Annotated in this window: 22 protein-coding genes; 13 read left to right on the forward strand and 9 right to left on the reverse strand. The window is 70.9% G+C overall.

Features of this window, described 5'->3' with window-relative positions; genetic code table 11:
* Positions 1-124: 124 nt before the first annotated feature.
* The 6 genes from ACGFU7_RS05735 to ACGFU7_RS05760 all read left to right on the forward strand — a co-directional run bounded on the left by ACGFU7_RS05735 (position 125) and on the right by ACGFU7_RS05760 (position 7584).
* Positions 125-820, forward strand: coding sequence for a response regulator transcription factor (locus ACGFU7_RS05735; protein ID WP_393692607.1), 696 nt, complete (start codon positions 125-127; stop codon positions 818-820).
* Positions 817-2337, forward strand: a complete 1521-nt coding sequence (locus ACGFU7_RS05740; protein ID WP_393692609.1) for an ATP-binding protein — start codon at positions 817-819, stop codon at positions 2335-2337. Before ACGFU7_RS05735 ends, ACGFU7_RS05740 begins: the two co-directional genes overlap by 4 nt.
* Positions 2334-2828 carry a hypothetical protein gene (locus ACGFU7_RS05745; protein ID WP_393692611.1) on the forward strand — a complete coding sequence of 165 codons (495 nt, stop codon included), beginning with the start codon at positions 2334-2336 and terminating at the stop codon, positions 2826-2828. Before ACGFU7_RS05740 ends, ACGFU7_RS05745 begins: the two co-directional genes overlap by 4 nt.
* Positions 2829-3088: 260 nt before the next feature.
* Positions 3089-4276, forward strand: a complete 1188-nt coding sequence (locus ACGFU7_RS05750; protein WP_393692613.1) for a flavin-containing monooxygenase — start codon at positions 3089-3091, stop codon at positions 4274-4276.
* Positions 4277-4454: 178 nt separating this feature from the next.
* Positions 4455-6683: an acetate--CoA ligase family protein gene (locus ACGFU7_RS05755; RefSeq protein WP_393692615.1), complete on the forward strand. Its 2229-nt coding sequence runs from the start codon at positions 4455-4457 to the stop codon at positions 6681-6683.
* Between the two features lie 70 nt (positions 6684-6753).
* Positions 6754-7584, forward strand: a complete 831-nt coding sequence (locus tag ACGFU7_RS05760; protein WP_393692617.1) for an enoyl-CoA hydratase/isomerase family protein — start codon at positions 6754-6756, stop codon at positions 7582-7584.
* A 114-nt stretch (positions 7585-7698) separates the two neighbouring features.
* Here ACGFU7_RS05760 and ACGFU7_RS05765 read toward each other — a convergent pair whose 3' ends face one another.
* The 3 genes from ACGFU7_RS05765 to ACGFU7_RS05775 form a co-directional block, all read right to left on the reverse strand.
* Positions 7699-7950, reverse strand: coding sequence for a hypothetical protein (locus tag ACGFU7_RS05765; protein WP_393692619.1), 252 nt, complete (start codon positions 7948-7950; stop codon positions 7699-7701).
* 81 nt (positions 7951-8031) lie between these two features.
* Positions 8032-8379 carry a hypothetical protein gene (locus tag ACGFU7_RS05770; RefSeq protein ID WP_393692621.1) on the reverse strand — a complete coding sequence of 116 codons (348 nt, stop codon included), beginning with the start codon at positions 8377-8379 and terminating at the stop codon, positions 8032-8034.
* A 644-nt stretch (positions 8380-9023) separates the two neighbouring features.
* Positions 9024-9461, reverse strand: coding sequence for an ATP-binding protein (locus tag ACGFU7_RS05775; RefSeq protein WP_393692623.1), 438 nt, complete (start codon positions 9459-9461; stop codon positions 9024-9026).
* 155 nt (positions 9462-9616) lie between these two features.
* On the opposite strand from ACGFU7_RS05775, the gene ACGFU7_RS05780 reads away from it, so the two are divergent.
* Positions 9617-10495, forward strand: coding sequence for a helix-turn-helix domain-containing protein (locus tag ACGFU7_RS05780; RefSeq protein ID WP_393692625.1), 879 nt, complete (start codon positions 9617-9619; stop codon positions 10493-10495).
* The gene (locus ACGFU7_RS05785; RefSeq protein WP_393692627.1) at positions 10492-10701 is read left to right on the forward strand and encodes a DUF397 domain-containing protein; all 210 of its coding nucleotides are present in this window, start codon (positions 10492-10494) and stop codon (positions 10699-10701) included. Before ACGFU7_RS05780 ends, ACGFU7_RS05785 begins: the two co-directional genes overlap by 4 nt.
* A 53-nt stretch (positions 10702-10754) precedes the next feature.
* Here the strand turns inward: ACGFU7_RS05785 and ACGFU7_RS05790 are convergent, their stop codons facing one another.
* Complete coding sequence (locus ACGFU7_RS05790; RefSeq protein WP_393692629.1) at positions 10755-10895, reverse strand: hypothetical protein; 141 nt, start codon at positions 10893-10895, stop codon at positions 10755-10757.
* A gap of 91 nt (positions 10896-10986) precedes the next feature.
* On the opposite strand from ACGFU7_RS05790, the gene ACGFU7_RS05795 reads away from it, so the two are divergent.
* Positions 10987-11601 carry a flavin reductase family protein gene (locus ACGFU7_RS05795; protein ID WP_393692888.1) on the forward strand — a complete coding sequence of 205 codons (615 nt, stop codon included), beginning with the start codon at positions 10987-10989 and terminating at the stop codon, positions 11599-11601.
* 113 nt (positions 11602-11714) lie between these two features.
* Here the strand turns inward: ACGFU7_RS05795 and ACGFU7_RS05800 are convergent, their stop codons facing one another.
* Positions 11715-12614, reverse strand: coding sequence for a LysR family transcriptional regulator (locus ACGFU7_RS05800; RefSeq protein WP_393692631.1), 900 nt, complete (start codon positions 12612-12614; stop codon positions 11715-11717).
* A gap of 206 nt (positions 12615-12820) precedes the next feature.
* Here ACGFU7_RS05800 and ACGFU7_RS05805 point away from each other — a divergent pair, with 206 nt between their 5' ends.
* Positions 12821-13915, forward strand: a complete 1095-nt coding sequence (locus ACGFU7_RS05805) for a M20 family metallopeptidase (RefSeq protein ID WP_393692889.1) — start codon at positions 12821-12823, stop codon at positions 13913-13915.
* A 44-nt stretch (positions 13916-13959) separates the two neighbouring features.
* Complete coding sequence (locus tag ACGFU7_RS05810; protein ID WP_393692633.1) at positions 13960-14688, forward strand: DUF6585 family protein; 729 nt, start codon at positions 13960-13962, stop codon at positions 14686-14688.
* Positions 14689-14735: 47 nt separating this feature from the next.
* On the opposite strand, the gene ACGFU7_RS05815 is transcribed toward ACGFU7_RS05810, so the two are convergent.
* Entirely contained in the window at positions 14736-16067 is a 1332-nt protein-coding gene (locus ACGFU7_RS05815) for an MFS transporter (protein ID WP_393692634.1), read from the reverse strand.
* A 189-nt stretch (positions 16068-16256) separates the two neighbouring features.
* On the opposite strand from ACGFU7_RS05815, the gene ACGFU7_RS05820 reads away from it, so the two are divergent.
* Positions 16257-16595 carry a hypothetical protein gene (locus ACGFU7_RS05820; RefSeq protein WP_393692636.1) on the forward strand — a complete coding sequence of 113 codons (339 nt, stop codon included), beginning with the start codon at positions 16257-16259 and terminating at the stop codon, positions 16593-16595.
* Here the strand turns inward: ACGFU7_RS05820 and ACGFU7_RS05825 are convergent.
* The gene (locus ACGFU7_RS05825; RefSeq protein WP_393692891.1) at positions 16543-16980 is read right to left on the reverse strand and encodes a DUF2809 domain-containing protein; all 438 of its coding nucleotides are present in this window, start codon (positions 16978-16980) and stop codon (positions 16543-16545) included. The genes ACGFU7_RS05820 and ACGFU7_RS05825 overlap by 53 nt on opposite strands.
* A 118-nt stretch (positions 16981-17098) precedes the next feature.
* Between ACGFU7_RS05825 and ACGFU7_RS05830 the strand changes: the two genes are divergently transcribed.
* Entirely contained in the window at positions 17099-18082 is a 984-nt protein-coding gene (locus ACGFU7_RS05830; protein ID WP_393692638.1) for a GlxA family transcriptional regulator, read from the forward strand.
* An 11-nt stretch (positions 18083-18093) separates the two neighbouring features.
* Here ACGFU7_RS05830 and ACGFU7_RS05835 read toward each other — a convergent pair whose 3' ends face one another.
* Positions 18094-19143 (reverse strand): Zn-dependent alcohol dehydrogenase, encoded by a 1050-nt coding sequence (locus ACGFU7_RS05835; RefSeq protein ID WP_393692640.1) that lies wholly within the window; start codon positions 19141-19143, stop codon positions 18094-18096.
* Positions 19140-20336: an acyl-CoA dehydrogenase family protein gene (locus ACGFU7_RS05840; RefSeq protein ID WP_393692642.1), complete on the reverse strand. Its 1197-nt coding sequence runs from the start codon at positions 20334-20336 to the stop codon at positions 19140-19142. The genes ACGFU7_RS05835 and ACGFU7_RS05840 overlap by 4 nt, the downstream gene beginning before the upstream one ends.
* Positions 20337-20414 lie beyond the last annotated feature (78 nt).

Raw genomic sequence — 20414 nt, forward strand, 5'->3', positions numbered from 1 at the left:
TTCGCCGCCGCAGATGATGGCCCCTCCATGGCCACATGATGAGAACGTAACAATGCCCCCGACCTGCGCGTCCACCCCGTGCGGAGTAGGCGGAAGCGGTCCCGGCGTGCTCATAATCGGCCCCATGCCGCATGTACTGCTCATCGAGGACGACGCGTCCGTACGGGACGGAATGGAGCTCGTGCTGCGCCGGCACGGGTACGACGTCGACACGGCGGCCACCGGCGAGGAGGCCCTCGCCCTGCTGGACGGCCCGGGCGGCGGGAAGGTCGAGCTGGCCGTGCTGGACCTGATGCTGCCCGGCATGGACGGCTTCGAGGTGTGCCGCCGCATCCGCGCCAGGACCACCGCCCTGCCGGTCATCATGCTGACCGCGCGCGGCGACGACCAGGACATCGTGACGGGCCTGGAGGCGGGCGCCGACGACTACGTGGTCAAGCCGGTCACCGCACCCGTGCTGGAGGCCCGTATCCGGGCCGCGCTGCGGCGCGCGGAACCGTCCGGGCAGGCGCAGGGGACGGACGCCGACCTCGCCGGGCTGGTGATCGACCGCGCCGGCCTGACCGTCACCAAGAACGGCACACCGGTCCCGCTGCCGCCCACCGAACTGCGGCTGCTGCTGGAGCTGTCGGCCTCCCCCGGCCGCGTCTTCAGCCGTGAGCAGCTCCTCGAATCCATCTGGGACCACACCTTTCTGGGCGACTCCCGGCTGGTGGACGCGGCGGTCGGACGGTTGCGGGCCAAGCTTGAGGACGTACCGGCGAAGCCGCGGTACGTACAGACGGTGCGGGGCTTCGGCTACCGCTTCGGGCCGCTGTGAACCGTACGGACAGAGGCAGGCGCGGCGCCGCCCCGAAGAGGCGCTCCCGACGGCTCGTCGGCGGGCTGCGCACCCGGCTCGTCGTCACCTTCGTCGTCGTAGCCCTCATCAGCGCGGTGACCGCCACCGCCCTCGCCTACCGGGACGCCCGCACCGCCGTCCTCCAGCGCACCCAGAACGCCGCCGTGAACGACCTCCGGGAGCAGGTCGGCGTGGTCGCCGCCGACTTCGACGTACCGCCCGACCAGCAGTCGCTGTCCCGGTTCGCGGCGAAGGTCTCGGACGGCATCGGCGGGAAGATCGTGGTCGCCCGCTACCAGGACCTCACCGCGGTCTCCGACTCGCTCGCCGAGACGGAGGGCCGGATCACCGTCGAGCTGCGCACCGCCGTCATGACCGGCGACGACGCCGTGTTCCAGCGCGTGCAGTGGCGAGGCGAGCCCTATCTGGTCGTCGGCACGCCTGTCACGTACGCCGACGGGGACCGCCGCACCTCCGACCTGGAGGTCTACGCGATCGCCGATCTGCGGGCCGAGCGCGACGACACCGCCGCCCTGCTGGACTCCGTACGGGCGGGCATCGTGCCGGTGGTGGTGCTGGCCGCCGTCCTGGCGCTGCTGGCCGCGGGGACGGTCCTTCGTCCGGTACGGAAGCTGGGCCGGGCCACCCGTGAGCTCGCGGCCGGAGACCTCGGCAGCCGGGTCGCCGTCACCGGGCACGACGAACTCGCCGACCTGGCGACGACGTTCAACGAGACCGCCGACGCGCTCCAGGCTTCCGACGCGGAACTGCGCGAGCAGGAGGCGAAGGCACGCCGCTTCGTGGCGGACGTGTCGCACGAGCTGCGCACGCCCCTCGCGGCGATGACGATGGTGGCGACCGTCCTGGAGGAGGACGCCGACCAGCTGCCGCCGGACGCGGCGCGGGCGGCCCGTACCGTCGGCGCGGAGACGGCACGGCTGTCCCGGCTGGTCGAGGACCTGATGGAGATCTCCCGCTTCGACGCCAAGGCGGTACGGCTGAACGCAGCCGAGACGGACCTCGCCGACACCGTACGGGCGTCGCTGGCGCTGCGCGGCTGGACGGACCGGGTGCAGACGCACCTCGATGAGGGTGTACGGGCGGTGGTCGACCGGCGCCGCATCGACGTGATCGTCGCGAACCTGGTGGGCAACGCGCTGCGGCACGGAGCCCCGCCGGTCACCGTGACCCTCGGGACGGCCCTCGCGGCGGACGGGGAGTGGGTGACGCTGGAGGTCGCCGACCACGGTCCCGGGCTGCCACCGGGGGCTCGGGAGCGGGTCTTCGACCGCTTCTACAAGGCGGACGCGGCCCGCACGCGTGGCGCGGCCGACGACAGCGGACAGGGCAGCGGCCTCGGCATGGCGATCGCACTGGAGAACGCACGGCTGCACGGCGGCACGATCGACGTGGCGAACGTGGCCGATGGACCGCGGCGCGGCGCGGTGTTCACACTGCGGCTGCCCCTGCGACGTACAGGGGAGGACAAGGAGTGAAGGTCCGACAGGGGGTCGTGGTCGCCGCGCTGGGGATCGCCCTCATGGGCTGCGGCGTCCAGCCGACCGGAGTGATAGGTGCGGGCGAGCCCGCGTCCGGGCCGACGCGCGGGATGCGGCTGTACTTCGCGTCCGACAGCGGACTGCGCGGGGTGCCCCTGCTCGACAGGGAGGTCAAGGATCTCAACGCGGTGGTGAAGCTGCTCGCCGCGGGGCCGCCCCCCGCCGAGCAGCGCGACGGGCTCACCTCTCTCGTCCAGCTCGGCGGCTACTCGGTGACCGGAACGGGCACCCGCGTCACGGTGCGCCTCGACGGCCCCTATGCGGAGTCGGGACGCGACCAGGGCACGGGCCAGCTGGTGTGCACCCTGGCGCGCGCCCAGTCCGTACTCGACCCGAAGGTCAGGACCGACGACGTCGAGGTCACCCTGCGGCCGTCCGGAAGCGCCGCGCTGGGCCCCTACCGGTGTGCGGAGTTCCTCAACGGGTGAGGCGGGCAAGTGAGTTCGCGGCGGCGTTTCCCGGCCGGCGGCCGGGGAAGAGCCGACGAGAGCTTCTGCCGTTGGCGCAGGGCAGGTCCCCTCGCGCGGGGCGCCCGGCACCACCATCTGCTCGATGCAATCTCGGCGCCAACGGTTGGACCGATGTTCCCCGAGGCCGGACGGAGGCGGACGGGAGGCGTGATCAATTCGCAATCGATTCCGGTCTTGACCGAGACCCATCAACCGGGTGCGCGATTACGCTCCGAACCATGCCAGACAGTGCACTTGCCGCCGGTGGTCCCATACCGGCCCCCACCGACCTCACCGAGGACCGGCCCGTATACGTCATCGGCGGCGGTCCAGGCGGTCTCGCCGCCGCGGCGGCCCTGCGCGAGCAGGGGGTACGGGCGGTCGTGCTGGAGAAGTCCGAGAGCGTGGGGGCATCCTGGCGCCGCCACTACGACCGGCTGCACCTCCACACGACCCGGCGCTGGTCCGCGCTGCCGGGGCTCGCGATGCCGCGCCGGTTCGGACGCTGGGTGTCCAGGGACGATGTGGTGCGCTATCTGGAGAAGTACGCCGGGCACCACGAACTGGAAGTGGTGACGGGCGTCGAGGTGTCCCGGGTCGACCGCGCCTCTGACGGAACGAGCTGGCAGCTGACCGCGACCGGCGGCCGGGTGCTGACCGGCCGGGCCGTCGTCGTCGCCACCGGCCACAACCACACCCCTCGCATCCCCGACTGGTCCGGCCGCGACACCTTCACCGGCGATCTGGTGCACGCCTCCGACTACCGCAATCCGGCCCCGTACGCGGGCCGGGACGTCCTCGTCGTCGGCATCGGCAACACGGGCGCGGAGATCGCCGCCGACCTGGTGGAGGGCGGGGCGTCCCGGGTACGGATCGCCGTGCGCACCGCGCCCCATATCGTGCGCCGCTCGACGGCGGGCTGGCCCGCGCAGGCGACCGGCATCCTGGTACGCAGGCTGCCGGTCCGGCTGGTCGACCGGGCCGGGCGCCTGATGGCCAGGATTGCCGTGCCCGACCTCACCGCGCAGGGGCTCCCGCGCCCGGACACCGGCCTGTACTCACGGGTGAAGGACGGCGCCATTCCGGTGCAGGACGTGGGGCTGATCGACGCGGTGAAGAGCGGCCGGGTGGTGCCGGTGGCGGCCGTCGAATCATTCGACAAGGACGCGGTCGTGCTGGCCGACGGCGACCGGATCACCCCGGACGCCGTGATCGCGGCGACCGGATACCGACGGGTCCTGGAGGGACTGGTCGGCCACCTCGGCGTACTGGACGCACGGGGCCGCCCGGTGGCGCACGGCGGCCGCACGCCCAAGCAGGCCCCCGGCCTGTACTTCACCGGGTTCACCAACCCGATCAGTGGCATGTTCCGCGAAATGGCCCTGGACGCACGGAAGATAGCGAAGAGGCTGGCGCGCACCGGCTGAGACTGCGCGGGGCGGGGCCTCCGCGCGGGCATCAGGCGTAGAGCGGCAGCGCGTCGGTCAGCCTTTGCCTGCACACCCATTCCTGACGGGCCGTCAGTTCAGTAACCTGACAGAGCGTCAGCTTCTGGCTGGCCGGGCACGATCACCCGACGGACCTCGAGCAGGAGTGGGCGGAACGATGCTTGGATCGACTCACGGCACCCTCACCACGCACTTCCGCGCCAGGGTGGTGGCCTGCGGCGAGGAGTCGCATGCCATCGTCCACAGCATGGCGGCCGCCGCTGCGGAGGGCGATCTCGATGTCAGCGGCCGTCCGCTCCACGCGCCCGTGCCGGATCTGGACCGGTTCTTCCGGCCCGAGTCCGTGGCCGTCATCGGCGCGTCCGATACCGAAGGGCGTCCCAATACCGGGATCACGCGACAGCTGATCGGCTGGGCCGAGCGGGTCGGGGCGCGGCTGTATCCCGTACATCCCAGCCGGGAGTCCGTGTTCGGGCGGGCCTGTTCCCCTTCCGTCGCGGGCCTTCCGGAGCAGGTCGATCTGGCCGTGCTGCTGGTCGGCGATCCGCTCCCGGTGATCGAGGAACTCGCGCAGGCCAAGGTGAAGTTCGCCGTGGCCTTCGCCTCCGGGTTCGCCGAGACCGGCGAGGAGGGCGCCGCCGCCCAGGCGCGGCTGGCTGCGGCGGTGGAGCGGTCCGGGCTGCGGCTGCTCGGGCCGAACACCAACCTCAACGCCTTCGAGGAGTTCCGGGAGGATCTGGACGGACCGGCCATCGCGCTGATCACCCAGTCCGGTCACCAGGGGCGCCCCGTCTACACCCTTCAGGAGCTGGGCGTGCGGCTCTCGCACTGGGCGCCCACGGGCAACGAGGCGGATCTGGAGACCGCCGACTTCATCTCGTACTTCTCGCAGCGCCCCGAGGTCGGGGCCATCGCCTGCTACGTGGAGGGACTCAAGGACGGGCGCTCCTTTCTGCTGTCCGCGGACCGGGCGGCGCGGGCCGGGGTTCCGGTGGTGGCGGTCAAGGTGGGACGTACGGAGACGGGGGCCAGGACGGCCGCATCACACACCGGCAAGCTGACCGGCGCCGACCAGGTGGTGGACGCGGCGATGCGGCAGTTCGGCGTGATCCGGGTGGACGGGCTCGACGAACTCCAGGACACCGCGGCCCTGCTGGCCCGGGCGCGGAAGCCGCAGGCCGACGGTGTCGTCGTGTATTCGATCTCGGGCGGCACGGGCGCGCACTTCTCGGACCTGGCAACGGGGGCGGGGCTGAAGCTCCCCACCCTGTCCGAGGAGAAGCAGCGCGAGCTCCACGAGTGGATTCCTGGCTATCTGAACGTGGCGAACCCGATTGACAACGGCGGCCATCCGGTCGGCGACTGGCGCGGCCGGAAGATCATCGACGCGATCCTCGCCGACCCCGCCGTCGGGGTGCTGATCTGCCCGATCACCGGCCCGTTCCCCCCGATGAGCGACAGGCTCGCGCAGGACCTGGTGGACGCGGCGGAGACCACGGACAAGCTGGTGTGCGTGGTGTGGGGCTCGCCCGTCGGTACGGAGGACGCGTACCGTACGACGCTGCTCGGCTCGTCCCGCGTCGCCACCTTCCGTACCTTCGGCAACTGCATCACCGCCGTGAAGGCCTATCTGGACCACCACCGGTTCGCCGCCGGCTACCGTTCCCCCTTCGACGAGGCGCCGCGCACGCCGTCGCCCTCGTTCCGCAAGGCGCAGGCACTGATGCGCCCGGGCCACCAGCTGAGCGAGCACGCGGCGAAGCAGTTGCTGCGGGCGTACGGAATCCGCGTGCCGCGCGAGCAGTTGGTGACCAGCGCCGCGGCGGCCGTCCGGGCCGCGGGGCTGGTCGGCTACCCGGTCGTCATGAAGGCGTCGGGTGCCCGGCTCGCCCACAAGACCGAGCTGGGTCTGGTCAAGGTCGGGCTCACCTCCGCGAGCCAAGTGCGGGACGTGTACCGCGAACTGACCGACATCGCCCGCTACGAAGGCGTCGACCTGGACGGCGTCCTGGTCTGCCAGATGATCGAGCGAGGCGTCGAAATGATGGTCGGTGTCACGCACGACGCACTGTTCGGGCCGACGGTGACGGTCGGGCTCGGCGGCGTACTGGTCGAGGTGCTGCACGATGCGGCGGTACGGGTACCGCCGTTCGGCGAGGACCAGGCGCGGTCGATGCTGGGCGAACTGCGCGGCCGGGCCCTGCTGGAGGGCGTACGCGGCGGTCCCCCGGTGGATGTGGACGCGCTCGTCGAGGTCGTACTGCGGGTGCAGCGGATGGCCCTGGAACTGGGCGACGACCTCGCCGAGCTGGACATCAACCCGCTGATGGTGCTGGGGCGGGGGCAGGGCGCGGTGGCGCTGGACGCGCTCGCCGTCTGCCGCTGACCGGTCACCCCGCCGGCCGCCTCGACCGCCGCGCCGCCACCGGCCACACCACTTACCCAGGAGCTGCCTCATGCCGTCCTCCCCCGAAGACACCACCGAGTCCACCGACCCGCTTGACTCATTGGTACTCCACACCACTGACAACGGCGTCTCCTGGATCACGCTCAACCGCCCCGAAGCGATGAACGCCGTCACCTGGGACCAGCGGGAACGCGTCATCGCCCTGCTCGCCGGGGCCTCCGCCGACCCGGCTGTCCGGGCCGTCGTCCTCACCGCCACCGGCCGCGGCTTCTGCGCGGGCGCCGACCTGCGGGGCGCCACGGCGACGGGCGACCGGGTGCCCGGCGATGTCGCCCGCACGATCCGGCTCGGCGCTCAGCGCCTGATCGCCGCGGTCCTGGACTGCGAGAAGCCGGTGATCGCGGCCGTCAACGGCACGGCGGCCGGTATCGGCGCCCACCTCGCGTTCGCCTGTGATCTGGTGCTGGCCGCCGACTCGGCGAAGTTCATCGAGGTGTTCGTGCGCCGCGGCCTCGTACCGGACGGCGGCGGCGCGTATCTGCTGCCGCGCCTGATCGGGCCGCAGCGCACCAAGGAGTTGATGTTCTTCGGCGACTCGCTCCCGGCGCAGGAGGCGGAGCGTCTGGGTCTGGTCAACCGGGTGGTCCCGGACGAGGAACTGACGGCGACTGCCCGCGCGTGGGCCCAGCGCCTGGCCGAAGGCCCGACCCGCACGATCGCCCTCACCAAGCAGCTGGTGAACGCCTCCCTGGACTCCGACCGGGCGTCGGCGTTCGCCGCCGAGGCGATGGCCCAGGAGATCAACATGACGACGCAGGACGCCAACGAGGGCGTGGCGAGTTTCGTGGAGCGGCGTACACCGAAGTACCGGGGGCTGTGAGGACTCCGGGGGCGCTCACGTCATCCTCCACCGCCACGGAGAGACTCCTCCAATGCTGTGCGGCCGGGACCCATCGGTTCGTACGGACCATCGGGGGTCCCGGCCGCAGTCCGCCTACTTCTCGGTGAAGACGTCCTCGACCGATGTGGCAGTGGGGGCGCGCAGGAGCCAGCGGCTCAGAGCGTCAAGGTCGGTGCAGCCCGTGATGCGTTCGCGCGCCTCGTCAGGTACGTCGATACCGGCCTGGGCGAGGAGGAGCAGGATGCTCCTCGCGAGACCTTCTGCACGGCCCTCTGCGCGGCCCTCTGCGCGGCCTTCGTCCCGGATTTCTTCCGAGAGCGGTGACTTGTAGAAAGAAAGGTCCACGGCCACCAGGTTCCTCCACTGTTGTGCGGCCGAGGCCCACCGGTTCACGCAGGAGACCGCTGGGCCTCGGCAAGGCCGGGATTACTTCTCGGTGAAGACGTCGGTGGCGGTGGTGGCGGTGACGGCGCGGCTGAGCCATGGGCGCATGACCTGAGGGTCATCGCAGCCGGTAATCCGCTCGCGGACCTCGTCGGGGACGTCGATATCGCGCTGTTCGAAAATCGCAAGGATGGCGTATGCAAGGCCTTCCACGCGGCCTTCGTCCCGGATTTCTTCCGAGAGCGGTGACTTGTAGAAAGAAAGGTCCACGGCCACCAGGTTCCTCCACTGTTGTGCGGCCGGGCGGTTGCCCAGGCCTTGTGCGGTGAGTTCGACGAGGGCCGGACAGGCGCCGGCGGCCGGGCCGTACGCTGCGGACGTGGCGGACACGCGCGGCCGGGCAGAGCTTCTGTGACCCGCCGGTCGACGGGCTGGTTGCAGGAGACGGTACGGGTGACGATCCGGCCGTTGGCCAGGCGCGTCCTGGTACGCCGAAGGTAGCCGTGGGCTTCGAGTTCGCGTAACGCTGCGGCGATCCGGGCCTCACTCTCCGGGAAGCGGCCGGCGAGGTCCTTGATGCCGATCCTGGCCCCGGCGGGCAGGGACTGGATGTGCGCGGCTAGCCCGATCGCGGTGAGGGAGAGCTCGCGGTGCTGGGTGAGGTGGTTGCCCACGACCGTGAAGCGGCTGGTGTGCCGGGAGTTGTCGTGCACGACACCGGACGAGGCGCGCGCGGGCGCGCTAATCTGCTGAGTATCCATCGGGAAGGCTCTTCTTCCTCGGTGGTCAGGCCCTCGATCGGGATTGCCGTCCCGGCCGGGGGCCGTCGCATGTCTGGGGTTGTTCGTCACGGCGAGCATATGCCGACCAACCAGCCGAAATTCCGGCCCAGTTGGCTTGCATCACTCTTGTGGGTGACGGCAGGGGGTGGGGTTGGGAGGAGTCATTGCCCAAGGTATTCAAGGCTTTTGATGTCGCGCGGCACCGCGTCACGGATCACCGGATCGCGGAAATCCACGACCCGGTGGCGGCGGTCACGGTGCGAGGTCGAGTTCGGCCCAGACGGTCTTGCGGGGGAAGGGCCCGGAGCTGACACCCCAACGGTCGGCGAGCGCCTCGACGATCAGCAGGCCGCGCCCGGATTCGCAGTCGTCGCCCGGGCTGGCCAAGCCCGCCGGACCGGGCGGAAGACATTCGCCACGGGCGTCGCTCACCTCGATCCGCAGAAGCGCGCCGCTGTGGACCGTGAGGCCGAGCCGGAAGTCCCGCCCCGGCACGCAGCCGTGGACCAGGGCGTTGGCCGCCAGTTCGGCGACGATCTGCGCGGCCGTCCCCGAAGGGAGCCCCCACTCGCCCAGATGCGCGGTGGTGAGCAGCCGAGCCAGCCTGGCTCCCCGTCGGGTGGGAGACAGCAACACGGTGAACGTGCGGCTGAGGACAGTGCGTTGAGGGAGGCCGATTTCTTGATTCACATCACCCAGCGTGGCCGGGCACACTTACGCTGACCAGTGATCAGTCGGATGCGTACGGTGACTGTCCGGCACTTGTCCGGAGCTGTCCGGGCTGTCCGGAGGGGGAGTACGGGTAGGGGGTGCCGCGTTGTGACGGCACGTCGGAGGTGGCGCGGATGCGGGTGGATACGGACAGTACGGGGCGGTTTGAGGGCGAGGCGGACGAGCCCGGTTGGGAGGTCGACCCCGATGACGAGTCGGGCGCGGCGGTCGTCGCCACGGTGGGGCGACAGCTGAGGCTGCGCCGGGAAACGGCCGGGATGCGGGCCGCCGAGTTCGGCGTGGCAATCGGGTACGGGGAGGACCAGGTCTACAAGGTCGAGGCCGGGAAGCGGATTCCGCGCCCGGAGTATCTGGACAGGGCGGACGAGGTTCTGGGGGCCGGTGGGCTGATCGCCGCGATGAAGAAGGACGTGGCGGAGGTCCGGTACCCGAAGAAGATTCGGGATCTGGCGCGGATGGAGGCGAAGGCGGTCGAGCTGCTGTCGTACGGAAGCCACAACCTCCATGGTCTCCTGCAGACGGAAGAGCATGCTCGGGCACTGCTGAGGACGAGGCGTCCTGCGCTGTCGGATGATGAAGTGGAGCGCGGTGTGGCAGGCCGCATGGCCAGGCGTTCCATCTTCGACCGCTCTCCGGCCCCCGAATTGAGCTTCGTCCAGGAAGAGGCGACGCTCAGCCGCCCCATTGGAGGCAAGATGGTGCTGCGCAGGCAGCTGGAACACCTCCTGGAGGTGGGGCAGTTGCGCAACGTCGAAATTCAGGTGATGCCGACCGCCTGTTGGGATCATCCTGGGACAGGCGGTCGGATCCAGATGCTGAAGTTCGAGGACGGTGCGGCGGTCGGGCGCTCCGACGACGAGTTCGGCGGTCGTCCCGTCTCCAGTCCGAGGCAGCTACGGATCCTTGAACTCCGCTATGGCGTCATCCGGGCGGAGGCTCTCAGCGCACGGGAGTCGCTGGCCTTCATCGAGCAAGCGCTGGGAGAAACATGATTCGCAAGCCCTCTGCCGAGGACGGCTCCGAGCTGGCGTGGTTCAAGAGCAGCTACAGCGACAGCAGCAACCCCAACGACTGCGTCGAGGTTGCGACCACCCCCCGCACGGTCCACGTCCGCGACTCGAAGAACGCGCAGGGCCCCCGGTTCGCCGTGGCTTCCGACGCATGGGCGGACTTCGTGACGTACGCCGCCGGGAGCTGACCGCCAACACTCGCCCCGATCCCGGTCCCGGCTCGGGCGGGTACAGGGGCCGGTCACCGGCTGAGCGTGTACCGGTCCGGTGAGTCCAGATCGCCGTACTCCCGGTTGAGTTCGGACCGGTCCGGCGTGCCGCTGATCCGCCAGCCGTCGGAGTCACCGCTGAAGGAGCAGTTCCGGTTCCGGTTCCGGGGCACGGTCGGCACGCTTCCGGTACTCGTACCGCCGCCACCCTTCACATCTGATGGAGCGTCAGTTTCAATGGATACCGTGATGGGACACGCAGGCATGGCCGCCACCGCCGTCCGGTACCTCAGGTCCGTCGGCGCCGCCACCACCGCAGGGCCGGCGCCGGTCGATCCACTGCCGCGCCCGGATCTGCGGGCCGTCACCGACGACGAGCGGCTTCCGGTCGACCCGGCCGAATTCCGGCGCGTACTGGGTCACTTCGCGAGCGGTGTCACCATCGTCACCGCGCACGACCCGGACGGCGCGGAGGGGCCGGCGGGCTTCGCGTGCCAGTCGTTCGCGTCGCTCTCCCTCGACCCGCCGCTGGTCACCTTCATGGTCGCCCGCACGTCGACGACCTGGCCGCGCATCGCCCGCGCCGGGGCCTTCTGCGTCAACATCCTGGGCGCGGACCAGGGCGCGCTGTGCCGGAGCTTCGCGGTGAGCGGGGCCGACAAGTTCGCGGGGGTGGCGTACGAGGCGGCTCCCGCGACCGGATCGCCGCTGCTGGACTCCGTACCGGCCTGGATCGATTGCCGCATCCAGGCCGTCCACACCGGGGGCGACCATCTGATCGTGGTCGGCCGGGTCGAGGCGCTGGGGGCGGCGGACGGGGACGGTCCGCTGCTGTTCCACCGGGGGGCGTTCGGGCGGTTCGGGCCGCTCGGCGGGTGAACGGCGCACCGCGGTCCGGGCCCGGCGCGCCGGGTGACCGTCCAAAGCGGCCCCGGCCCGGCGGGTGAGCATGCACCGGGCCCCCCGGCCCGTACCGGCCCGGCGAGTGCGGTTCAGCCGACGGCGTCGTGCAGCAGATCCCGCAGTTTCAGTGCCGCCGGAAGCGGGGCGGCGGGCAGCGCGACGTATACGGTCCGGCGCGGGGCGAGGTCGCCGAGCCGGCAGAGGGCGAGTTCCGCCGGGACCGCCCAGGCAGCCAGCGAGGGGACCAGCGCGACCCCCAGCCCGGCGGCCACATAGCCGAACTTCCCGGTCCACTCCGCGATTCGGATGGTCTTTTTCGGCCTGAAGCCGGCCCGTGCGCAGATCTCGGCGAGCATCATGGGCCGGTCCGCAGGCGCGTCCTGGAGCCAGGCCTCGTCGCGCAGTTCCCGTAGATCGATCGTCCCGGATCCGGCCAGACGGTGATCGCGGGGGAGAGCGACGAGCAGCTCGTCCTCCAGCAGAAACTCCGTGGTGACACCGTCGGCCGACGGCAGACCGGACGGGTAGTCGCTGACCACGGCGAGGTCGAGCGCTCCCTCCGCGAGACGCTGAATCGACGTACTGCTCCGGCCCTCGGCCGCGATGACCTCGACATCCGGTCTGGCCTGCAGAAACGCCCGCAGAGCAGCGGGCACCAACGAGATGTTGGCGGTGGCGAACGCCCCCACGCGCAGCGTCCCGCCGTGCCCCGCGTGGATCACGGTCAGCTCGTGCTCCGCCCTCGACAGACGGTCGAGCACCTCCACGGCGTGACGGCGCAGCGCATGCCCGGCGGGGTTCAGCCGTACGCCCCGGGCGAGCCGTTCGAACAACGGCCCGCCGGCCTGCTTCTCCAACGAGGCGATGCGCCGGGACACCGCGGACTGCGTGTAGTCGAGCTGAACCGCGGCCTTCGTGAACGATCCGGTCCCGGCCACCGTCACCAGCAGACGCAGTGCGTCGATCTCGAACACATTCCCCCCAAGCATGGCTCGCATGCAATCTAGTCGCTGGTGGAATGCCTTGTCCCGCCCTAGCGTCAATCACGTGGTCGCGCTTGCGGGACGGGGCCGGACGGCACCGCCGCCACGCGACTTCGCCGGCATCAACTCCGAGGAGGAAACGTGTCGTTACCGATGAAGGCCGATCCGGGGCGGGGCCGGTGACCGCGCGAGCCGCGCTCGCGTTGCCGGCGATGCTGGCCGATCTGAAGGAGCTCGTGGTCTGCGAATCCTTCTCGGCCGACCACGCGGCGCTGGCCCGCAGCGCCGAGGTCGTCGGCGCCCTGGGCGCAAGGCTGTTGGGCCGGGTGCCGGAGACGATCGTGATCGACGGGGTGCCTCATCTGCGGTGGACCTTCGGCACACCGCGTGTGCTCCTGGTGGGACACCACGACACGGTGTGGCCCATGGGTTCGCTGGAGACGCATCCCTGGTCGGTGGCCGACGGGGTCGCCCGTGGCCCCGGGGTCCTCGACATGAAGGCCGGGCTGGTGCAGATGTTCCACGCACTGTCCTCCCTGCCGTCCCCCGACGGCGTGTGCGTGCTGGTCAACGGGGACGAGGAGGTCGGCTCCCCGACCTCCCGGGCGCTGGTCGAGGAATCCGCGCGCGGTTGCGCGGCGGCCTATGTGCTGGAGCCGTCCGCCAATGCGGAGGGCGCCCTCAAGACCGCCCGCAAGGGCACCTCGCGGTACGAGGTCGTGGTGCACGGCAGGGCCGCTCATGCCGGTCTGGAACCGGAGAAGGGGGTCAACGCCGCGATCGAGGCCGCCCACCAGGTCCTGGCCGTCGCCGGCCTCGCAGCCTCGATGGGCACCACCGGTTCAGTCCTGGGCGCCCCGACCGTCACGCCCACCCTGCTGTCGGCCGGCACCACCCTCAACACGGTGCCCGCTCAGGCCAAGGTGTCGGTGGACGTGCGCGTGCCGACCCTGGCGGCGCAGGACCGGATCGACGCACTCATGCAGGGGCTGACCGCCCGGACGCCCGGAGCTCGGCTGAGCGTACTGGGCGGCAGGAGACGGCCCCCGATGGAACCGGAGTCCTCCGCCGAGCTGTTCGCCCTCGCCTCCGCGATCGCCTCCGAGCTGGGGCAGGAGCCGCTGCGGGGTGTCGCCGTGGGCGGCGCCTCAGACGGCAACTACACCGCGGGCACGGGCTGTCCGACGCTGGACGGCCTGGGTGCGGTCGGCAGCGGAGCCCACGCGGATACCGAGCACGTCGCGGTCGGGCAGATGATCCCCCGTACCCGCCTCCTCGCCCAGCTGATCGCGCGGACCCGGCGATGACCCGGCACCCCGGTCATTCCGGCGCGAACGCGAAGGAGAGACTCATGGCAACAGCACCGACCCCCCTGTCACCCGAGGCCGCCGAACTGGCCGCCCGTCATCAACTCGGCGCACTGGAGGGTACGTTCACCCCCAAGCGCCTGAGCAAGCCGCTCTTCGCCCTCTACATCTTCGCGATCGTCCACCTCTTGGCGATCTTCGTGATACCCGGACTGCTGTTCTTCTGGTGGCTGCGCCGGTATCCGGACTTCAGCAGAAGGCAGGCCGCCAAGCGTCTCCACCTGTTCGAGAACGGAATGATCGTCCACCCGCAGTCCGGCGACGGCATGGTCGCCATCCGCTGGGACTCCGTGCGGCTTTACCAGGACATCAACCAGATGATCATCAACGGTGTCCCCGCCCCCATCAAATACGTCTACTCCGCGGTCGGCCCGGGTCGTGTCAGCGCAACGATCACGGAATTCTATGAAGGCCCCCCAACCTGGGGACCTCATATGCAGGGGGCCATCCTCCGCGCCCAGGGCCCGGCGGTCCTGGAATCGATCCTGGAAGGCCAGAAGGTCAACTTCGGTGACTTCTCGCTCTCCCGCACCGGCATGGCCACCACCCGGAACGGTCACCTCCCCTGGTCCGACGTCCAGGAGATACAGGTCGGGGCGGGCAGGGTGCACGTCATGAGGACCGGCGAATCCGGCCGCTGGTGCAGCGTCGCGGTCAGCGACATCGCCAACCTCCACGTCTTCCTGACGGTCGCCGAGAACCTCTCCGCCTGACTGGTCGCCACCGTGCGCCCGTCGGCGCCCGTCTGCGTCCGAGAACGTCAGCCGAGTCCGGCGGCAGCGCCCGACGGCTCCCGGACCCGCCGGATCACCAACGCCATCAGCGCCGCCATCGCGCACAGTGCCCCCGACGCGTACCAGACCATGTCGTACGAGCCGAACACATCGCGCGCCACCCCGCCCAGGAACGCCACCAGCGCCGCGCCCACCTGGTGGGAGGCGAGGACCCAGCCGAAGACGATGGCGCTGTCCTCGCCGTACTGCTCGCGGCACAGAGCCAGCGTCGGCGGGACGGTGGCGACCCAGTCCAGGCCGTAGAAGACGATGAAGAACACCATCGGCGGATGCACCGTCGGCGCCATCAGCATCGGCAGGAAGAGCAGCGAGATGCCGCGCAGCGCGTAGTAGACGGCGAGGAGCCGACGGGCGTCGAAGCGGTCGGTGAGCCAGCCGGAGAAGACCGTGCCGATGATGTCGAAGACCCCGATGACGGCGAGCAGCGAGGCCGCGGCGGTGATGGGCATGCCGTGGTCGTGGGCCGACGGCACGAAGTGCGTGCGGATCAGGCCGTTGGTCGAGGCCCCGCAGATCGCGAACGTACCGGCCAGCAGCCAGAACGGTCCGGTGCGGGCCGCATCGGCCAGTACGCCTACGGTGCGCCTCGCCGCCCCGCGTGCGGGTGCGGGCTTCTCCACATAGGTGCCGCCGTACGGGGCGAGGCCCACATCGGCCGGGTGGTCGCGCATCAGGAGCCAGACGAACGGGACGACGACGAGCGCGGCCAGTGCGACGGTCACCGAGGCCGGGCGCCAGCCGTGCTCCTCGACGATCCAGGCGCACAGCGGCAGGAAGACCAGCTGGCCGGAGGCGCCCGCCGCGGTGAGGATGCCGGTGACCAGGCCGCGCCGGGCGACGAACCAGCGGTTGGTGACCGTTGCCGAGAAGGCCAACGCCATCGAGCCGGTACCGAGACCGACGAGCAGCCCCCAATAGATCATCAGCTGCCAGGAGGCCGTCATCCAGACGCTGGCCAGCGCCCCGGCCGCGACCGTGGAAAGCGCCACGACAACGACCCGGCGGATGCCGAAGCGGTCCATCAGCGCGGCGGCGAACGGCGCGGTGAGCCCGTACAGCGCCATGTCGATGGAGACGGCGAGTCCGATCTCCCCGCGCGACCAGCCGAACTCCGTGTGGAGCGGGTCGATGAGCAGGCCGGGCAGGGAGTTGAAGGCGGCGCCGCCGATGATCGTCACGAAGGTGACGACGGCGACGATCCAGGCGCGGTGAATGCGCCGGCGGGAGCGCCCGTCGGGGGCTGCGGGGGTGGCCTGCCGGTCGTCGTCCCGGGCGGCGCTTTCGGTTGTCTGGGTCACGTCACTCAGCATCGGGTCATGACGTACGCCCTCACGAGTGGCCGGAGGGTCACCCTTCGCAGGAATCGGGCCATGCCGGGCCGACATTTTCCGGCCCGGACGGGCTCGTATGCGCGTACGATCACCTGTCGGTCGGCGGGCGGTGCGTCCACCCCTTCGGCTTCGTCGCATACCGAACCGGGGGATCCCATGCAGTGGGCAGCACGCCAGCAGTTCCACCACCGCTCCGTGCTGATGCAGACCTGGGGCGCCGTGCTGCTGATCGTCGCCTGCGCCCTGTGGATCTGGCTGGGCTTCCTGCTGGTGGACCAGCAGGACGCGTACTGCTACCGGGTCTCCATGCAGTGCAAGGTGGTCACCGAGTGGCCGAAGCAGCTGGCCGTTCTGGGGATCTCCGCCCCCTTGTCCGTCCTCGGCGCGGCGCTACTCGTCGGCGGCAGTGTGCGCAGGCAGACCAGCGCCCATGTCCTCCAGGTCATCGAGATGCAGAAGTCCGAGGAGCGCGACCGGGCGAAGCAGCAGAAGTAGCCGGGGCCAGCGCCACCCAGGCGAACCCCGCCCCCACCGCGTACCAGAACAGATCCGGTGCGTTGAAGGTCGAGCCGAGCACCAGCCGCGCCACCGCGCTGTGCCGGGAGAGCTCCGCGGGCACCCCGGTCAGCTGCAGCAGCTCCACCACCCAGCTGAACGCGAGCGCCGTCCCGGCCTTGACGACCGGCCGCGCACGGGGCGCGATCACGGCAACCAGGGCGCAGACCAGCACGGTGTAGAGCGCGTCCCCGGCGTACTTGGCGACATCACCGTCCGCGAACGCCCTGACCCCGAGCCCGGCGGCGACGGTCAGCGCCGCCGCCCCGGCCGCGACCGCACGTGCGTGCCGGGCCGTCCGAACCGCTCCGGGCCCTACCACCACCGGTACGCCCTCCCGGCCCGCGGCGGGAATGCGCGTGTGCTCTGCTGACTTTTCCTTCACAGCAGTGACATGTATCAGCTTAAGGTCTATACCAGCTAAAGATGAAGGGAGTCCGCCCATGCCGCATCGGATCGTCGTCCTGGCCCTCGACGGGCTGCTCCCCTTCGAACTGGGCATCCCCCAAAGGATCTTCGGCGGTTCGCTCGGTTCCGAGCCGCGCAACAAGGGCCGCAAACTCTATGAAGTCGTGACCTGTTCCGTACGCCCCCCGGGCCCGGTCCGCACCGACGCGGATTTCACGATCACCGTCGAACGCGGCCCCGAGACCCTGGCCACCGCCGACACGGTCGTGATCCCCACGTCGTACGAACTCGGCCCCGTCTACACGGAGGGCAGGCTCACCGACGAGCTGGCCGCCGCGTTCGCGCACATCAGGCCGGGCACGCGGATGGTCTCCATCTGCACGGGCAGTTACGTGCTGGCCGCCGCCGGCTACCTCGACGGGCGCCCCGCCACCACCCATTGGTCGTCGGCCGAGCACTTCCAGCAGCTCTTCCCCAAGGTCCAGGTCGACCCGGACGTCCTGTTCATCGACGACGGGGACGTCCTGACCTCCGCCGGGGTCGCCGCCGGAATCGACCTCTGCCTGCACATCGTGCGCCGCGACCACGGCACGGCCGTCGCCAATGACGTCGCCCGCCGCACGGTCGTGCCCCCGCACCGGGACGGCGGGCAGGCGCAGTACATCCAGCGCCCGGTGCCCGAAGCGCAGTTCGCGACCACCACCTCCGCGCGTACCTGGGCGCTCGGGCGGCTGGAGCGCCCGATCCTGCTGCGCGACATGGCGCAGCAGGAGTCGATGAGCGTACGGACGTTCACCCGCCGGTTCCGGGAGGAGGTCGGCGTCAGCCCCGTCCAGTGGCTGACCCGGCAGCGGGTCGAACGCGCCCGGCAGTTGCTGGAGTCGACGGACCTGTCGATCGACCAGGTGGCGAGGGACGCGGGGTTCGGGACGCCCACATCGCTGCGGCAGCATCTGCAGGCGACGCTGGGGGTGTCCCCCACGGTGTACCGGCGCACGTTCCGCACCGGAAGGGCCTAGCCCGTGTCCGCTCAGAAGACCAGCACGCCCCGCGCCACCCGGCCGTGGTGTGCGTCGTCCGCCGCCTTGGCGAAGTCCTCCACCGCGTACGTCTCGGTGACGAGTTCGTCCAGGAGCAGCCTGCCCTGCCGGTACAGGTCCGCGTAGAGCGCGATGTCCCGCTGCGGGCGCGAGGAGCCGTACCGGCAGCCCAGGATCGACTTGTCCAGGTACATCGACGAGACGAGGAACGACGCCTCGGCCGTCGCCGCCGGGACGCCCAGCAGGATCGCCTGTCCGTGCCGGTCCAGCAGGTCGATCGCGGTACGGATCAGTTCCGTACGGCCCACGCACTCGAAGGCGTGGTCCGCGCCGCTGGGCAGGATCTCCCGTACGCCCTCCGCGGACGTCAGGAAGTGCGTCGCGCCGAACTGCCGTGCCACCGCCTCCTTCGCCGGGTTGGTGTCGACGGCGACGATCGTCAGGGCGCCCGCGATCCGGGCGCCCTGGATCACATTGAGTCCGATGCCGCCCGTGCCGATCACGACGACCGTGTCGCCCCGGTCGACCTTCGCCCGGTTGAGTACGGCTCCGACTCCCGTCAGCACCCCGCAGCCGATCAGGGCCGCCGAGGTGAGCGGCAGGTCTGCGGGGATCTTCACCGCCTGCACGGCCTTGACCAGGGCCCGTTCGGCGAAGGCCGAGTTGGACGCGAACTGGTACAGCGGCTTGCCGCGCCGCGAGAACGGCTGCCCCGGCATCCCGATCGCCTTGCGGCACATCGTCGGCCGGCCCCGGTCGCACTGGGCGCAGGCCCCGCAGTTGGCCAACGTGGACAGCGACACATGGTCACCGGGCGCCACATGGACGACGCCCGCACCGACCGCCTCCACCACGCCCGCGCCCTCGTGCCCGAGCACCACCGGCGACGGGAACGGAATCGTCCCGTCGATCACCGACAGATCGCTGTGGCACAGCCCGGCCGCGGCAACCGCCACCAGCACCTCGCCGGGGCCCGGATCACGTATCTCCAGATCGTCGACGACCTCGGTCCGCTTGCCGTCGAAGACGACGCCTCTCATCTCGGCTCCCTCGGTAGGCCGAGCACCCGCTCGGCGATGATGTTCCGCTGGATCTCGTCCGAGCCGCCGTAGATGGTGTCGGACCGGGTGAACAGGAACAGGCGCTGTGCCTCGTCGAGTTCGTACGGTGTCTGCGCCGACCAGTCGTCCGGGCCGACGGCAGCCGCCGCGCCCCTGATCTCCACAGCCAGCTCGCCGAGGCGCTTGTGCCAGCCGCCCCAGAGCAGTTTCGCCACGCTCGGTGCGCCGGAGTCGCCGGTGGAGCCCAGGGTGCGCAGGGCGTTCCAGCGCATGGTCTGCAGCTCCGCCCACTGCCTCACGAGGCGCTCGCGCAGGACCGGGTCGGTGACGGCGCCGCCGTCGACGGCGGCCCGGACCACCCGGTCCAGTTCGGCGGCGAACCCGATCTGCTGGACGAGCGTGGAAACGCCGCGCTCCAGGGCCAGCAGCCCCATGGCGACCGCCCACCCGTTGCCCTCGCCGCCGACGACGTCCCCGGCGTGCGCCCCGTCGAAGAAGACCTCGTTGAACTCGCTGGTGCCCGACATCTGACGGACCGGCCGCACCTCGATCCTGCCCGGCTGGTCCATGGGCACGAGCAGGAACGACAGGCCGTGGTGGCGGCTGGAGCCGGGCTCCGTACGGGCCAGTACGAAGCACCAGTCGGCGTGCTGGGCGAGCGACGTCCAGATCTTCTGCCCGGTCACGCGGTGGCCGCCGCGGCCCTTGTCGGGTACGGCGGCCGTCCGCACCCCTGCAAGGTCCGATCCGGCGCCCGGCTCGCTGTATCCCTGGCACCACAGTTCGTCGCCGCGTGCGACGGCGGGCAGGAAACGCTGCTGCTGCGCCTGCGTGCCGTAGGCGATCAGGGTCGGGGCGAGGAGGTTCTCGCCGATGTGGCCGACCCGGGCGGGGGCGTTGACCCGGGCGTACTCCTCGGCCCAGACGACCTGCTGGGTGAGGCTTGCGTGCCGGTTGCCGTGGCCGGCGCCGTGGTTGTCCCAGCCGAGGCCGATCCAGCCGCCGCGGCCGAGTTCGCGCTCCCATGCGCGGCGGATCGCGACGCCCTCGTGCTCGCTGCCCGGGCCGCCGGTGCCGACGGCCGCCGCGTACTCGCCGACGAGGTGCGCTTCCAGCCAGGCGCGGACTTCCTCGCGGAACGCGGCGTCGTCCGGGCCGAAGGTGAAGTCCACGTTGCCTCCTGTCCATACGGGGTGGAATCCCCTTGTCGCGGGGCGGAATCCCCTTGTCGCGGGGCGGAATCCCCACCC

This window comes from Streptomyces sp. NPDC048473, from assembly GCF_043200155.1.
Taxonomy (GTDB): Bacteria; Actinomycetota; Actinomycetes; order Streptomycetales; family Streptomycetaceae; genus Streptomyces.

Bases quoted from the DNA above. Each gene is read 5' to 3' on its own strand.
- ACGFU7_RS05780 (WP_393692625.1), top strand. From the start codon at position 9,617: ATGCGGGTGGATACGGACAGTACGGGGCGGTTTGAGGGCGAGGCGGAC.
- ACGFU7_RS05750 (WP_393692613.1), top strand. From the start codon at position 3,089: ATGCCAGACAGTGCACTTGCCGCCGGTGGTCCCATACCGGCCCCCACC.
- ACGFU7_RS05785 (WP_393692627.1), top strand. From the start codon at position 10,492: ATGATTCGCAAGCCCTCTGCCGAGGACGGCTCCGAGCTGGCGTGGTTC.
- ACGFU7_RS05805 (WP_393692889.1), top strand. From the start codon at position 12,821: ATGCTGGCCGATCTGAAGGAGCTCGTGGTCTGCGAATCCTTCTCGGCC.
- ACGFU7_RS05735 (WP_393692607.1), top strand. From the start codon at position 125: ATGCCGCATGTACTGCTCATCGAGGACGACGCGTCCGTACGGGACGGA.
- ACGFU7_RS05755 (WP_393692615.1), top strand. From the start codon at position 4,455: ATGCTTGGATCGACTCACGGCACCCTCACCACGCACTTCCGCGCCAGG.
- ACGFU7_RS05835 (WP_393692640.1), bottom strand. From the start codon at position 19,143: ATGAGAGGCGTCGTCTTCGACGGCAAGCGGACCGAGGTCGTCGACGAT.
- ACGFU7_RS05820 (WP_393692636.1), top strand. From the start codon at position 16,257: ATGCAGTGGGCAGCACGCCAGCAGTTCCACCACCGCTCCGTGCTGATG.
- ACGFU7_RS05760 (WP_393692617.1), top strand. From the start codon at position 6,754: ATGCCGTCCTCCCCCGAAGACACCACCGAGTCCACCGACCCGCTTGAC.
- ACGFU7_RS05800 (WP_393692631.1), bottom strand. From the start codon at position 12,614: ATGCTTGGGGGGAATGTGTTCGAGATCGACGCACTGCGTCTGCTGGTG.
- ACGFU7_RS05830 (WP_393692638.1), top strand. From the start codon at position 17,099: ATGCCGCATCGGATCGTCGTCCTGGCCCTCGACGGGCTGCTCCCCTTC.
- ACGFU7_RS05810 (WP_393692633.1), top strand. From the start codon at position 13,960: ATGGCAACAGCACCGACCCCCCTGTCACCCGAGGCCGCCGAACTGGCC.
- ACGFU7_RS05795 (WP_393692888.1), top strand. From the start codon at position 10,987: ATGGCCGCCACCGCCGTCCGGTACCTCAGGTCCGTCGGCGCCGCCACC.